The following is a 12,872-nucleotide window of genomic DNA, read 5'->3' on the forward strand; positions in this document are numbered from 1 at the left end:
CCCGTGGCGCCTGCCCACCGACTGGGGGGTCCCCCCGCGGGGGGGGGGCCCGCCCCCCCCCCCCCCCCCCCCGGGGCCGGGGGGGGGGGGGCCGGGGGGGGGGGGGGGGGGCGCGGGCCCCCCCCCCCCCCCCCGCGGCGCCGCGCGTTCACGGGACCCGGACGGAGACGTCGCGGGTCTCGACGTGCATGCCCGGAGGCACCCGCCAGGCGTCGACGCACACCGTCCAGGTCTCGGTGAGGGCCGCCCCGCCCGCCAGCGGCGCCGGCACCGGGTCGCGGCTCTCGATCGTGGCCCAGTCCAGGCCGAGCAGGCCGATGATGTGGGTACCGAAGACCAGCGTGCCCGTCGGGGCCGGGTCGTCACCGGTGTTGGCCAGCGTCACCGTGACGTTCTCGCACCAGCGGTCCTCGGCGGCGGAACGGACGACCGCGCTCACCACCAGCCGGGCGGGCGCGCCCGGTGACGCGGACGGTGTCGCCGCGGGCGGCGGGGAGCCGGACGCGGTGGCGGACCCGGGGCCGGGCGTCGGACCCGGGTCGCCGCTCACGGGGGCGGTCGCCGTGGGCGTGGCCGCAGCCGTGGTGCCGGGGTCCGGTGCCGTGGCGGAGCCGGACGGTACCGGGGTGCCGCTCGCCGCCGGCGCGCCCGGCCGGTCCTGGGGCGTGGGGCTGCCCAGGCGGGGCGGAGCCGCAGCGTCGCCCGGGGGGACCGGGCCCACGCCGACGTTCCGGGGCACGTTCACCGCGGCGCTGCCCGCGGGGCCCGGGGCGCCGGCGGCGACCCAGCCCGCTCCCGCGCTCTCGCAGTCCGGGCCCAGGGCGGCGAAGGCGCCGAGACAGACGGCGGCCGCCGAGGCTGCGGCGAGCGCGCCCCGGCGACCGGTCGGTATGTGCACCATCACACCAGTGTAATGACGAACCGTCAGTACCCAAGGGGCCGAACCGGCCGATGCGCACCGGCCGGTCCGGCAACTGCCTAGTGCTCCGCGGTGAGTCCCTCGCGCAGCTGCGCCAACGTGCGGGTCAGCAGCCGGGAGACGTGCATCTGGGAGATGCCGACCTCCTCGCCGATCTGCGACTGGGTCATGTTGGCGAAGAAGCGGAGCATGATGATCCGCCGTTCCCGCGGCGGGAGTTGGGCGAGCAGCGGCTTGAGCGACTCGCGGTACTCCACGCCCTCCAGCGCGGCGTCCTCGTAGCCGAGCCGGTCGGCGAGCGAACCCTCGCCGCCGTCGTCCTCGGGCGGCGGGGAGTCCAGCGAGCTGGCGGTGTAGGCGTTGCCGACCGCGAGGCCGTCGACCACGTCCTCCTCCGACACGCCCAGCGCGACGGCGAGTTCGGCGACGGTGGGCGAGCGGTCCAGCTTCTGCGCGAGCTCGTCGCTGGTCTTGGTCAGCGCCAGCCGCAGCTCCTGCAGCCGGCGCGGCACCCGCACCGACCACGAGGTGTCGCGGAAGAAGCGCTTGACCTCGCCGACGATGGTGGGCATCGCGAAGGTGGGGAACTCCACACCGCGGTTGCAGTCGAAGCGGTCGATGGCCTTGATGAGACCGATCGTGCCGACCTGGACGATGTCCTCCATCGGCTCGTTGCGGCTGCGGAAGCGAGCCGCCGCGTACCGCACCAGCGGGAGGTTGAGTTCGATGAGCGTGTCCCGCACGTAGGCCCGCTCGGGGCTGTCGTCCGTCAGCTCGGAGAGCCGCAGGAACAGCGAGCGGGACAGCGTTCGGGTGTCGACGACGGCGGGTTCGGCGATGTCGAGGCTGTCGTCAGGAGCATCGTGCGGCGCTTCGGTGTTCAGCACCTTCGGACTGCCCACTTCTACGGACATGCCACCCCCTTGAGGTCGCGGACGGGTGTCGCGGGCGACGGTTCGTTCCCCCACTGGAATACCGGAGGCCGGACCGCGACAAACGCTGTTCCCGCAGAATGTCACATGTCGGCAACACGCTGTAGCGCCATGTCGACTTATTTCCGCAGGGAGGGTCCCTCGCAAAGGTTACGATTCGAGCTGATTTGCGGATCGCAGCCGAGCGAAGCTCCGGGACAGCAAACGCGACACATGCATCTGCGAAACCCCCAGTTCCGCACTGATCTGGGACTGGGTCAGATTCCCGAAGTAGCGCAGCAGGAGAATCCGCCGCTCGCGCTCGGGCAGCTGCACCAGCAGGTGCCGCACGAGGTCGCGGTGCTCGACCCCGGTCAGCGCCGGGTCCTCGTAGCCGAGCCGGTCCAGCAGGCCCGGCGACCCCTCCCCGCCCTCCTGGGCCGCCTCCAGCGAGGTCGCGTGGTACGCCCGCCCCGCCTCCAGGCAGGCCAGCACCTCGTCCTCGGACAGCTTCAGCCGGTCGGCGATCTCGGCGGTGGTGGGGGTGCGCCCGTGGGCCACCGTCAGATCCTCGATGGCGCCGCTGACCTGCACCCACAGCTCGTGCAGCCGGCGCGGGACGTGCACGGTGCGGACGTTGTCCCTGAAGTAACGTTTGATCTCACCGACCACGGTCGGCATCGCGAAGGTCGGGAACTGCACCCCGCGTTCCGGGTCGAACCGGTCGATCGCGTTGATCAGCCCGATCGTGCCGACCTGGACGACGTCCTCCATCGGCTCGTTCCGGCTGCGGAAGCGCGCCGCCGCATACCGCACCAGCGGCAGGTTGACCTCGATGAGGGCGGCCCGCACCCGCGCGTGGTCCGGGGTCCCCGGCTCCAGCCCGGTCAGTTCCTCGAACAGCACCTGGGTCAGTGCCCGGGCCTCGATCGCGTTGGTGTTGGTGGTCCCGGAGCGTGTCCCGCCGGGCCGGCCGACCTGCCGGACCGCGCCGTCCGCGCCGCCCTGCCCGGAGCCGTCGTCCCGGGTCTCCGAGGCGTCCTGGGCGACGTGACCGTCCGGGCCGACGGTGTCGCCGGCGACGGTGACGCCGTCCATGACGTCAGTGCCGGCGGTGCCGGCGGTGCCGTTGTCCGGGCCCCGCCCCTCGTGGCCGTCCCCGGCCTCGCGGGCGCTGTGGATCCTGCCGTCCCGGCCGCTTCCTCCCTCGCCCCGGGTGTCCTGCGTTGTACCGGTCCCGCTGTCGTCGCCGGGAATTGCTGGTGACGCCGTACGGGCCGACACGGGCATGCCACTCCTCATCGGTCCACTCATCCGGCAAAAGCGGTCATAGCATCACAATTCATGTGCACTGTGTGCAAGCGAGGCGCGGTGCTAGACGAAAAAGCCCTCCGCCCGGCGGGCGAAGGGCTGTTCGGGACCGGGGTCGGCCGGGGCCGTCACTCGAACACGTAGTCCGCGATCACCCACGTGGCGAATTCGTGCCACAGGGCCACTCCTGCCTGGTGAGCGGGGTGCTCCAGGTAGGCGGTGAGGGCGGCGGCGTCGGCGACGGAGGCGTTGAGGGCGAAGTCATGGGCGACGGGGCGCGGCGAGATGTTCCAGCCGAGCTCCCAGGAGGCGAGTTCCGGGATCAGGCCGCCGAGCTCCTCGAAGGCGCGCACGCCGGCGACGACTCGCGGGTCGTCCCGCTCGACGCCCTCATTGAGCTTGAAAAGGACCAGGTGGCGAATCACGGCGCTGACTCCTCGGGGTCGCGGCCGATCAGTTGATCAGCGCGGTCATGAACTCACCGACGCCCTTGGCGGCGTCCGATATGCCCTGGAAGCCTACCTGTACAAGATCAGCAGCACGCCCCGGCGACGTGATGATCGTATAGAGCACGAAGACCACGAGGACGTACATGGTGACTTTCTTCGCCTGCGCCATGGCTGGAGTGTATCCACCGAATGGGCCAATCAGGCGGTCTGATCTGCCGTCGTCCCCGGCTCGTTTCCGGCTCTTCACCGGCGCCCGCGGAACGCGGCCGCAGCAGCTCGCGAGCGAGGGAAACGGCCTTCCCGCGCCCTGCCGGTAGCGCCGTGCGAGGGGCCCGCGTCTCCCCGGCGCACCCGCCGCCGACGGGCTGTCAGGTCCCGCCGCGCAGGGGCGAGCGCTCCGTGATCACCCGGATGCGGACGCCCGGTGGCCCGGACATTCCCCCGCTCATACGGTGCGTAATTGACTGATCACCACACAAAAGTGCGCCTCGTCCCCCCACGACCGCGCTCCTCAGCGGAGGTTTCCTTGACCGTGCGTCACATATCCCGACGCTTGTCCCTCCCCCGCGCCGCGGCCGCCGTCGTCGCCCCGGCACTGCTCGCGCTCGGGCTGCCCGCCGCCCTGCCGGCCGCGGCCGCCGGAGCCGGCGCCCCCGTCCTACCGCTGACGCTGCAGAGGACCGTGACGACGGCCGGGGACGGCTTCGCCCACGCCGGCGGCGGCAGTGGCACGGGCTCGCGGCTCGGGGCGGCACCTCCGGAGGGCAGCACGCTCGACGCGGGCGTGGTGTTCTTCTCCTCGGACAGCGCTCCCGACGACCCGGCCGGCGACGCCAGCCCCTACCGCTTCGGCGACGGCGAGACGTCCGTGACCCTCCCGGACTCGGCCGTGACCACCACGACCGTGGGCGGCCGCACCGTCGCCGTGGCACAACTGCCGGCCGCCTTCGCCGGCCGCGCCGCGGACGCCACCTTCACCGGCACGGTCCGCGGCGGCTCGGCGACCCGCTGGCGGCTCGCCGCCACGTACACCGGGGGCGCCACCAAGGGCGCGGTCGCCAAGCGCGTGGTACTCGTCGCCGGTCCCAGCGCCCTGGTGGACGGCGGGGACACCCCGCGCGCCGCGTCCCCCCAGATCGCGGCCGGCGCGGCCAGGAGCGTACGCGTCGGCGGACTGCTCGACGATGCCGTCGGCACCGGGGCCGCCCCGGTCGGGGTCCGGGTCGACAGCGGGGCCACCAAGGGGTCGCCGGTGACCATCGGCGCCGGTGAGTTCGCCGCCGTCGGCGACAGCACCTGGCAGCCGGGGGCGACCACCGTGGACGGCAGGTTCGCCGGCGGCCGGGGCGCCGCGGGCGTCGCCCTGGGGTACGGCTTCAGCTACCCCCAGGCCGCCCAGCCGGAGTTCAGGACGTCCAGCATCACCGACGTCGACGGCGGCGACCTCGCCCCCGGCGACACGGTCGCCGTCTCGCGCTCCGTGGTGAACACCGGCGGAGCCCCGGCGACGGGCGTCGTCCTCACCGACACCCTCACCGATCTCACCGGCGTGATGGACGTCCGGGTCGACGGCGCCCCGCCGGCGCGGGACACGGTCACCGTCACGGCGTCCTCGGTCACCGCACGGCTCGGCACCGGAGCCGGTGCCGCCTCCGGTGGCACCCTCGCCGCCGGGGAGACCGTGACCCTGTCCTACACGGCGCGGGTGGCCGCCGCCCCGTCCGGCCCGACCGCGACCTCCTCGGTCACGGTGGCCTACGCCAACGGGGTGGCCGGACCCAGCGACCTGAGCCTGGGCATCGCCACGCCCGCCCTCACCCTGAGCCCGGCGAGCCTGGACTTCGGCAGCGGGCCGGTGAACACCACCGGCGCGGCCCGGACGTTCACGCTCACCAACCGCGGCGGCACCGCCCGGACCGTGAACGGAGTGTCGCTGTCCGGAGCGGGCGCGGCGGACTTCGCGCTCGGCGCCGGCACCTGCACGGGCAGCCTCCCGCCGCGGGCCCGCTGCACGATCCCGGTGACCTTCCGGCCCACGGTGACCGGCGCGCGCACCGCCACGCTGAACGTGGACACCTCCGCGGGCGTCCGCAGCGCGGCGCTGACCGGCGTCGGCGTCGCCGCCACGAGCAGCGCCGACGTGCAGATCACCCTCAGTGCGCCGGAGGCCGTCGCGCCGCGCGGCCCCCTCACGTACACCGTGCGGGTGGTCAACAACGGCCCGGACACCGCGACGGGCGTGGCGGCCACGCTGGAGCTCCTCGGCCGCGGACCGCGCTTCGACGACGACCCCCGGCCCGGCCAGGGCCCCTTCCCGGACATCACCTGGTGGGGGGCGAGCACCCACGCGCCCGGCGGTGTGCGGTTCCTCAGCGGCGGCGGCCCGCACCCGTCCATCCAGCGGGTCGTGTGGACCATCGGTGACCTCGCCCCCGGCCGGACGGCGACCTTCGAGGTCGACCTGACCGCGCCGCCCGGCCTCGGCCTGGTCACCTCGACGGCCCGGGCCGTCACCACCACCTTCGACCCCGCGTCCGACAACAACGTCGCCACCGTCGCCACCCGGGTGACGCGGGACGACGAGGACTGATCCGTACGAGGGAGCGGAAAACGACGAGGGGCCCGGCAGCCGAAGCTGCCGGGCCCCTCGTCATCCTGCTCAAAGCGGTAGCGGTGGGATTTGAACCCACGGAGGAGTTGCCCCCTCACACGCTTTCGAGGCGTGCTCCTTAGGCCGCTCGGACACGCTACCGAGGGAGAGCTTAGCGGACGTCCGGGTGTGCTCCGAAATCGTTTGTGCGAAAGAAGCGCGTGAGCAGCTCACCGCACTCCTCCGCGAGCACCCCGGAGATCACTTCAGGGCGGTGGTTCAGGCGCCGGTCGCGGACCAGGTCCCACAGCGAACCGGCCGCGCCGGCCTTCTCGTCGAGGGCGCCGTAGACGACTCGGTCCAGCCGGGACAGGACCGCGGCGCCCGCGCACATGGTGCAGGGCTCCAGGGTCACCACCAGCGTGCAGCCGCCGAGCCGCCAGGAACCGGCCGTCCTGGCGGCCTCGCGGATCGCGATGACCTCCGCGTGGGCGGTCGGGTCGCCGACCGCCTCCCGCTCGTTGCGGCCCCGGCCGATGACCGCGCCGTCCGCGGACAGCACGACCGCGCCCACCGGCACGTCGCCGGTGCGCGGGGCGAGGGTCGCTTCGTGGAGGGCGAGCCGCATGGGCCCGGCCCAGGGGTCGCGGAGCGGGTCGGTCAGCGGACCGCCTCCAGAACGTCCGCACAGCCCAGGGAGTCGGCGATCTCGCCGAGGGCCTCGCCCGTCAGCGCGCCGTCGCCGCTGAGCGCCAGCAGCTCCTTGCCGCTCATCCCCAGGTCCACGAGCAGCTCGGCGTCGCCGAGCGGGCCCACGGGCACGTGCACCTCCGTCGGCCCCGGGACCACGTCGTCGTCGAGTTCCTCGCTGTCACCCTCCTCGGTGCCGTCGAGGTCGACGATCTCGTCCAGGTCCTCCGGGTCGCGGCCGAGCAGCTCGTCGGTGAGCAGGATCTCGCCGTAGGAGCTGCGGGCCGCCGCGGCGGCGTCGGACACGTAGATCCGGGGGTCCTCCTCACCGTCGACCCGGACGACGCCGAACCAGGCGTCCTCCTGCTCGATGAAGACCAGGACCGTATCTTCCTCGGTAGAGGCTGAGCGGGCCACCTCGGTCAGGTCGCCGAGGGTTTCCACATCGTCGAGATCGGTCTCGCGCGCTTCCCAACCGTCCTCGGTGCGCGCGAGCAGTGCGGCGAAATACACCGTGACTCTCCCACAGGTCTCAGGCCGTCCGGACTTTCGGGCGGGAGCCGGATGATCAGCTCGGGGGTCCCCGCCCACACTCGGCATCGTGGCAGAAACCTCGGCTTTGCGAAGGGTCTTCCGCGCGTGCCGCGTGCCAGGGCTTCCGGCTTTTTCCCTGCGGCGGCCTGCGTGGACCCGCCGGAACCCGTCCGGCGCGGGCGGTTCGCCCGTCCTGGTGGCCTACCAGCGGAAGGTGCGCATCCGCATCTGCTGGCGCGCCCGCGCCGCGCGCGCCCTGCGGGGTTGCACCCGGTCGCGGAGCTCCTTGGCCTCGTTCAGCTCCCGCAGGAACATCGCCCGCCGCCTTCTGCGCTCGGCGTCGCGCTCCTGCTGCGTACGGGCGTCGCTCGCGTCGGCGCCACCACTGTCGTGCTCCGCCATGGGGCACCACCTCTAGTGATCCGCGGGGCCCGGGCGGGACAGTCCGGGCGTAGGGGCTCGCCTTCCCGCTCCAGTGTGGTTTCAAAGCCGCCCCTTGCCCAGCGCCTGCGGGCGGCCGTTTCTGCCCCGCGGCGGCGGCGACGTTAAAGTCGGGGACATGCGGATCCATGTCGTCGACCACCCCTTGGTGGCGCACAAACTCACCACGCTGCGCGATGAGCGCACCGACTCGCCGACCTTCCGGCGGCTGGCCGACGAGCTGGTCACCCTGCTCGCCTACGAGGCCACCCGTGACGTGCGCACCGAGCAGGTCGACATCGCCACACCGGTGGCACGGACCACGGGCGTACGGCTCTCCCACCCGCGGCCGCTGGTCGTGCCGATCCTGCGGGCCGGCCTCGGCATGCTGGAGGGCCTGGTGCGCCTGCTGCCGACCGCGGAGGTCGGCTTCCTCGGCATGATCCGCGACGAGGAGACGCTGGAGGCCAAGACCTACGCCACCCGCATGCCGGAGGACCTGTCCGGGCGGCAGGTGTACGTCCTGGACCCGATGCTGGCCACCGGCGGCACCCTGATCGCCGCGATCGACCTGCTGATCGAGCGCGGCGCGGACGACGTGACGGCCGTGGTGCTGCTCGCCTCCCCGGAGGGCGTCGAGGCGATGGAGCGGGCTCTGGCGGGCAAGCCGGTCACCGTGGTCACCGCCGCCGTCGACAGCCACCTCAACGAGAGCGGCTACATCGTCCCCGGCCTCGGCGACGCGGGCGACCGCCTCTACGGCACCGCGGGCTAGCGGGCGCCCCCAACTGGGACGTCAGGGCGGTACGGACCCCGTGTGCGGGGTCCGTACCGCCCTGACGTCTGTCGCGGACTGCCGGGACGCCCTAGCAGCCGGCGGGCTTGGGGGCCGCGCTCGGCTTGGCCAGGACGACGAGGTTCCTCTCGACGACCCGATCGGCGGCGAGGGTGGTGAAGCCCTTGCCCAGCATGAGGTCGACGGTGTTGGCCGCGTGCTTGCTCTTGGGGGCCGCGGGCTTGTAGGTGGTGGTGCCCTTGAACTGGGCGCCGACCAGCTTCATGGCCGCCTCCGCCTTCGTGCCGGAGCCGCCGAGCAGCAGGACGGCCGCGTTGACCTTGCGGTCGTACTCGGGGTCGGCGTTGCCGAAGGTGCCGATCTTGAAGCCCCGGGCGGCGAGCTGGTCGGCGGTCTTCTTGGCGAGGCCGCCCTTGGCGGTCGCGTTGTAGACGTTGACCGTGAGCTGCCCGGGTTCGGGGAACGCGATGGGTTTGGTGCCGGACGTACCGGGCGCCGGGACGACCGCCTTGCAGGCCCGCTGCTTCGAGGCGTTGGCCGCTTGCGCGGTCTTCCCCTTGGCCGCGGCGTCGCCATCGAAGACGTCGACCAGCTGGAGCGTGCCCCAGCCGGCGAGGCCGAGCACGGCGACGGTCGTGACCAGTACCGTCACGATCCGGAACTTGCTCCGTGGACGGCGCATTCGTGGGTACTGGTTCCCGGTGACACGGTACTTCCCGCCCATGCCAGGGGGCGTCAGCATGCTCATGTGCGCAGCGTAGTGCGGGATTCCGACTTGGCCTACTAAACGATCAACCAATCGCGGCCAATCGGGACGACTTGAACCCGAAAGGGTCAACAATCGGCTGAACGGATGTCAGGACCGGTTCGCCGGGACCCCTTGACCCATCCGGGGTGCCGGGGGCCCGTCCGGGCTCAGTCCATCTCCAGCACGCGCGCGTGCAGCACCTGCCGCTGCTGCAGCGCCGCGCGCACGGCGCGGTGCAGCCCGTCCTCGAGGTAGAGGTCGCCCTGCCACTTCACGACGTGCGCGAAGAGGTCCCCGTAGAACGTCGAGTCCTCGGCGAGCAGGGTCTCCAGGTCGAGTTGCCCCTTCGTGGTGACCAACTGGTCGAGGCGTACCGGACGTGGGGCGACGTCCGCCCATTCACGGGTGCTTTTCCGGCCGTGGTCGGGATACGGCCGCCCGTTTCCGATGCGCTTGAAGATCACACGGAAAGCCTACCGGGCAAGGGCGTACGGGCGCAGCAATGGCGCAGGAGTGCGATGGTGGGCAAATACGGTGATAGCGGGAGCAGCGGAGCAGCCCATGACCACGCCGACGACGCCCGACGCCGCGCGAACCATCGCCCAGGGGTACGCCTTCACCGGACCGGCGCTCGATCTCGGGGCGCTGCTGTGGGACGGGCGGTGTCTGACGGACGCCCCCGTCCGCGTCCCGCTCGGCATGCTCGGCCGGCACGGGCTCGTCGCCGGCGCGACCGGAACCGGCAAGACCAAGACGCTCCAGCTGATCGCGGAGCAGCTGTCCGCCCAGGGTGTGCCCGTCTTCCTCGCCGACGTGAAGGGCGACGTCTCCGGCGTCTCGGCGCCCGGGACGGCGGGCGACCGTGTGGCGCGGCGCGCCGCCGAGGTCGGGCAGGAGTGGTCGCCGCAGGGCTGCCCCGCCGAGTTCTACGCCCTCGGAGGCATCGGCCCCGGCGTCCCGGTCCGAGCTACGGTGACGAGCTTCGGCCCGGTGCTGTTCTCCAAGGTGCTCGGGCTCAACACGACGCAGGAGCAGTCGCTCGGCCTGATCTTCCACTACGCGGACAGCAAGGGCCTGGAGCTGGTGGACCTCAAGGACCTGCGGGCCGTCGTGGCCTTCCTGACCTCGGAGGAGGGCAAGGGCGAGCTCAAGGGGATCGGCGGGATCTCCCCCGCCACCGCCGGGGTCATCCTGCGCTCGCTGACGGCCTTCGAGGCGGAGGGCGCGGGCCCCTTCTTCGGGGAACCGGAATTCGACACGGCGGAACTGCTGCGGACCGCGGAGGGGGACGGGCGCGGGATCGTGTCCGTACTGGAACTGGCGGCCGTGCAGGACCGCCCGCGGCTCTTCTCGACCTTCCTGATGTGGCTGCTGGCCGACCTCTTCGAGGACCTGCCCGAGGTCGGCGACCCGGACCGGCCGAAGCTGGTCTTCTTCCTCGACGAGGCGCACCTGCTCTTCAACGGGGCGAGCAAGGCCTTCCTGGAGGCGATCACGCAGACCGTGCGGCTGATCCGCTCCAAAGGCGTGGGGATCTTCTTCGTGACGCAGACGCCGAGGGACGTGCCCGCCGAGGTGCTGGGCCAGCTCGGCAACCGGGTCCAGCACGCCCTGCGCGCCTTCACCCCGGAGGACGCCAAGGCGCTCAAGGCGACGGTGCGGACCTTCCCGACGTCGCCGTACGACCTGGAGGAACTGCTCACCGGTCTCGGCACCGGCGAGGCGGTGGTCACCGTGCTCAGCGAGAACGGCGCCCCCACCCCGGTCGCCGCCACCCGGCTGCGTGCTCCGCGGTCGCTGATGGGACCGGTCGCCCCGCAGGCGCTGGACGCGGCGGTCAAGGGCTCCGCGCTGTACGCGCGCTATGCACAGGCTGTGGACCGGGAGTCGGCGTACGAGCGGCTGAGCGAGCGGCCCGCGCCGGCGGCCGCGCCCACACCCACTCCCGCGCCCGCGCCGCGGAAACGTGAGGAGCGGCCGGAGGAGGAGGAGCCGGGTGTGGTGGAGCAGGTGATGGGCAGCGGGGTCTTCCAGTCGCTGGCCCGCTCGGTGGGCACCCAGATCGGGCGCGAGATCACCCGGTCCCTCTTCGGCACGTCCAAGCGGCGGCGACGGTAGGCCTACGCCTTCTTGGCCTTCTTCGCGGGGGCCTTCGCGGCGGGCGTGGCGGCCTTGGCGGGCTTCGCCGGCTGGGCCGCCTTCGCCGCACGCTTGGCCTCCTGCTTGAAGGCCCGCACCTTGTCCAGGGACTCCGGTCCGGTGATGTCGGCGACGGACCGGAACGAGCCCTGCTCGCCGTAGGCGCCGGCGGCCTCGCGCCAGCCGTCGGGGGCGACGCCGAGCTGCTTGCCGAGCAGCGCCAGGAAGATCTGCGCCTTCTGCTTGCCGTATCCGGGCAGGTCGCCCAGCCGGGTCAGCAGTTCCCTGCCGTCGCCGACGCCGCGCCAGACCGCCTCGGCGTCGCCGTCGTAGTGCTCGACGAGGTACTGGCACAGCTGCTGGACGCGCTTGGCCATCGAGCCCGGGTACCGGTGCACGGCCGGCTTCTCGGAGAACAGGGCGACGAAGGCCTCCGGGTCGTAGGCCGCGATCTCGTGGGCGTCCAGGTCGTCCCGGCCCATGCGGGTGGCGATGGTGTGCGGGCCGATGAAGGCCCACTCCATCGGGATCTGCTGGTCGAGGAGCATGCCGGTGAGTGCGGCGAGCGGGCTGCGGCCGAGCAGCGCGTCGGCCTCGGGCTGCTGGGACAGCCGGAGTGTGGTTGCCATGGTCCGATGATCCCGCGTGCGGCGGGCCGCCGCTCCCGTGTCACCCGAACGGCGCATCGCCGATGGCCGACCGGGCGGTGCGGGCGGACCGTGTGAGGTGTCCACCACCGACGCGATGGGAGCCTTGTGATGAGCCAGCAGACGCAGTCGGTCAAGCCGCATCACCACTCGGGCTGGGCCACTGGCGGCACCGTGTTCGCGGGGGTCCTGATGATGGTCTCGGGCGTCTGGATGATCCTCGAGGGCATCTCCGCCATCGCCAAGGACGACGTCTGGGTCCGGCTGGGCCACTACATCTTCAAGTGGAACCTGACGGCCTGGGGCTGGATCCACCTCGTGCTGGGAGTCCTCGTCCTCATCGTCGGCACGGCCCTGCTCTCCAGCGCGCCCGGCTGGGCGAGGGTCGCGGGTATCGCGCTGATCGCGTTCAACATCCTGGTGAACTTCGCCTGGCTGCCCTACACGCCGTTCTGGGCCTTCCTGATGATCGCGATCGACATCTTCATCATCTGGGCCCTGTGCCGCGGCTGGGGCGACGACCACCCCGACCATCACGACCACCACCCCGGGGACGGTCACCACGGCAGGGACGACAAGCTCGGCCACCCGGTCTGAGCACGCGGCGCAGCGCGGCCCCGGAGGCGTCCCCACGCCGCCGGGGCCGCGGCGTCGCGTACGGGATGTCACACCTTCGTGTGGCATGACCGGTCCGCCGGATAGCGCCCACCCGCGCGGG

General features: G+C 72.6%; 15 protein-coding genes and 1 tRNA gene. 4 read left to right on the forward strand and 12 right to left on the reverse strand.

The window, feature by feature from the left end; translation table 11 throughout:
* Positions 1 to 148: 148 nt before the first annotated feature.
* The 5 genes from ACFYXS_RS28300 to ACFYXS_RS28320 form a co-directional block, all read right to left on the reverse strand.
* Positions 149 to 901, reverse strand: a complete 753-nt coding sequence (locus ACFYXS_RS28300; RefSeq protein ID WP_389253157.1) for a hypothetical protein — start codon at positions 899 to 901, stop codon at positions 149 to 151.
* Between the two features lie 77 nt (positions 902 to 978).
* Positions 979 to 1,833, reverse strand: a complete 855-nt coding sequence (locus ACFYXS_RS28305; RefSeq protein ID WP_319663801.1) for an RNA polymerase sigma factor SigF — start codon at positions 1,831 to 1,833, stop codon at positions 979 to 981.
* A gap of 168 nt (positions 1,834 to 2,001) precedes the next feature.
* Positions 2,002 to 2,928 carry an RNA polymerase sigma factor SigF gene (locus ACFYXS_RS28310; RefSeq protein WP_389253410.1) on the reverse strand — a complete coding sequence of 309 codons (927 nt, stop codon included), beginning with the start codon at positions 2,926 to 2,928 and terminating at the stop codon, positions 2,002 to 2,004.
* Positions 2,929 to 3,269: 341 nt separating this feature from the next.
* Positions 3,270 to 3,566 (reverse strand): Dabb family protein, encoded by a 297-nt coding sequence (locus ACFYXS_RS28315; protein WP_389253159.1) that lies wholly within the window; start codon positions 3,564 to 3,566, stop codon positions 3,270 to 3,272.
* Positions 3,567 to 3,594: 28 nt separating this feature from the next.
* A complete protein-coding gene (locus ACFYXS_RS28320; protein WP_319663804.1) occupies positions 3,595 to 3,759 on the reverse strand; it encodes a hypothetical protein in 165 nt (54 codons plus the stop codon).
* A 384-nt stretch (positions 3,760 to 4,143) separates the two neighbouring features.
* Between ACFYXS_RS28320 and ACFYXS_RS28325 the strand changes: the two genes are divergently transcribed.
* A complete protein-coding gene (locus tag ACFYXS_RS28325) occupies positions 4,144 to 6,180 on the forward strand; it encodes a choice-of-anchor D domain-containing protein (protein ID WP_389253161.1) in 2,037 nt (678 codons plus the stop codon).
* A gap of 75 nt (positions 6,181 to 6,255) precedes the next feature.
* Here the strand turns inward: ACFYXS_RS28325 and ACFYXS_RS28330 are convergent.
* From ACFYXS_RS28330 to ACFYXS_RS28345, 4 genes are all read right to left on the reverse strand, one after another.
* Positions 6,256 to 6,342 (reverse strand) — tRNA-Ser (locus tag ACFYXS_RS28330).
* A gap of 10 nt (positions 6,343 to 6,352) precedes the next feature.
* On the reverse strand, positions 6,353 to 6,808 hold the full coding sequence (gene tadA / locus ACFYXS_RS28335) for a tRNA adenosine(34) deaminase TadA (RefSeq protein ID WP_389253163.1): 456 nt from the start codon (positions 6,806 to 6,808) through the stop codon (positions 6,353 to 6,355).
* 32 nt (positions 6,809 to 6,840) lie between these two features.
* Positions 6,841 to 7,383, reverse strand: coding sequence for a tRNA adenosine deaminase-associated protein (locus ACFYXS_RS28340; RefSeq protein WP_389253165.1), 543 nt, complete (start codon positions 7,381 to 7,383; stop codon positions 6,841 to 6,843).
* A 222-nt stretch (positions 7,384 to 7,605) separates the two neighbouring features.
* Complete coding sequence (locus ACFYXS_RS28345; protein ID WP_319663809.1) at positions 7,606 to 7,806, reverse strand: hypothetical protein; 201 nt, start codon at positions 7,804 to 7,806, stop codon at positions 7,606 to 7,608.
* Between the two features lie 157 nt (positions 7,807 to 7,963).
* On the opposite strand from ACFYXS_RS28345, the gene upp reads away from it, so the two are divergent.
* Entirely contained in the window at positions 7,964 to 8,599 is a 636-nt protein-coding gene (gene upp / locus ACFYXS_RS28350) for a uracil phosphoribosyltransferase (protein ID WP_384290175.1), read from the forward strand.
* Positions 8,600 to 8,690: 91 nt separating this feature from the next.
* On the opposite strand, the gene ACFYXS_RS28355 is transcribed toward upp, so the two are convergent.
* Entirely contained in the window at positions 8,691 to 9,368 is a 678-nt protein-coding gene (locus tag ACFYXS_RS28355) for a LytR C-terminal domain-containing protein (protein WP_389253169.1), read from the reverse strand.
* A gap of 167 nt (positions 9,369 to 9,535) precedes the next feature.
* The gene (locus ACFYXS_RS28360; protein WP_319134963.1) at positions 9,536 to 9,832 is read right to left on the reverse strand and encodes a type II toxin-antitoxin system VapB family antitoxin; all 297 of its coding nucleotides are present in this window, start codon (positions 9,830 to 9,832) and stop codon (positions 9,536 to 9,538) included.
* 97 nt (positions 9,833 to 9,929) lie between these two features.
* On the opposite strand from ACFYXS_RS28360, the gene ACFYXS_RS28365 reads away from it, so the two are divergent.
* Positions 9,930 to 11,486, forward strand: coding sequence for a helicase HerA-like domain-containing protein (locus tag ACFYXS_RS28365; protein WP_389253172.1), 1,557 nt, complete (start codon positions 9,930 to 9,932; stop codon positions 11,484 to 11,486).
* Between the two features lie 2 nt (positions 11,487 to 11,488).
* Here ACFYXS_RS28365 and ACFYXS_RS28370 read toward each other — a convergent pair whose 3' ends face one another.
* Positions 11,489 to 12,136: an HhH-GPD-type base excision DNA repair protein gene (locus ACFYXS_RS28370; RefSeq protein ID WP_389253174.1), complete on the reverse strand. Its 648-nt coding sequence runs from the start codon at positions 12,134 to 12,136 to the stop codon at positions 11,489 to 11,491.
* A gap of 129 nt (positions 12,137 to 12,265) precedes the next feature.
* Here ACFYXS_RS28370 and ACFYXS_RS28375 point away from each other — a divergent pair, with 129 nt between their 5' ends.
* Positions 12,266 to 12,751 carry a hypothetical protein gene (locus ACFYXS_RS28375; RefSeq protein WP_389253176.1) on the forward strand — a complete coding sequence of 162 codons (486 nt, stop codon included), beginning with the start codon at positions 12,266 to 12,268 and terminating at the stop codon, positions 12,749 to 12,751.
* The last annotated feature ends 121 nt before the right edge of the window (positions 12,752 to 12,872 follow it).

Origin of the sequence: Streptomyces sp. NPDC002574, from assembly GCF_042889545.1 — a bacterium.
GTDB lineage: Bacteria > Actinomycetota > Actinomycetes > Streptomycetales > Streptomycetaceae > Actinacidiphila.

Excerpts from the sequence above, each read along its gene's own strand:
- ACFYXS_RS28300 (WP_389253157.1), bottom strand. The coding sequence starts at position 901 with ATGGTGCACATACCGACCGGTCGCCGGGGCGCGCTCGCCGCAGCCTCG.
- ACFYXS_RS28305 (WP_319663801.1), bottom strand. The coding sequence starts at position 1,833 with ATGTCCGTAGAAGTGGGCAGTCCGAAGGTGCTGAACACCGAAGCGCCG.
- ACFYXS_RS28310 (WP_389253410.1), bottom strand. The coding sequence starts at position 2,928 with ATGGACGGCGTCACCGTCGCCGGCGACACCGTCGGCCCGGACGGTCAC.
- ACFYXS_RS28320 (WP_319663804.1), bottom strand. The coding sequence starts at position 3,759 with ATGGCGCAGGCGAAGAAAGTCACCATGTACGTCCTCGTGGTCTTCGTG.
- tadA (WP_389253163.1), bottom strand. The coding sequence starts at position 6,808 with ATGCGGCTCGCCCTCCACGAAGCGACCCTCGCCCCGCGCACCGGCGAC.
- ACFYXS_RS28345 (WP_319663809.1), bottom strand. The coding sequence starts at position 7,806 with ATGGCGGAGCACGACAGTGGTGGCGCCGACGCGAGCGACGCCCGTACG.
- upp (WP_384290175.1), top strand. The coding sequence starts at position 7,964 with ATGCGGATCCATGTCGTCGACCACCCCTTGGTGGCGCACAAACTCACC.
- ACFYXS_RS28355 (WP_389253169.1), bottom strand. The coding sequence starts at position 9,368 with ATGAGCATGCTGACGCCCCCTGGCATGGGCGGGAAGTACCGTGTCACC.
- ACFYXS_RS28365 (WP_389253172.1), top strand. The coding sequence starts at position 9,930 with ATGACCACGCCGACGACGCCCGACGCCGCGCGAACCATCGCCCAGGGG.
- ACFYXS_RS28370 (WP_389253174.1), bottom strand. The coding sequence starts at position 12,136 with ATGGCAACCACACTCCGGCTGTCCCAGCAGCCCGAGGCCGACGCGCTG.
- ACFYXS_RS28375 (WP_389253176.1), top strand. The coding sequence starts at position 12,266 with ATGAGCCAGCAGACGCAGTCGGTCAAGCCGCATCACCACTCGGGCTGG.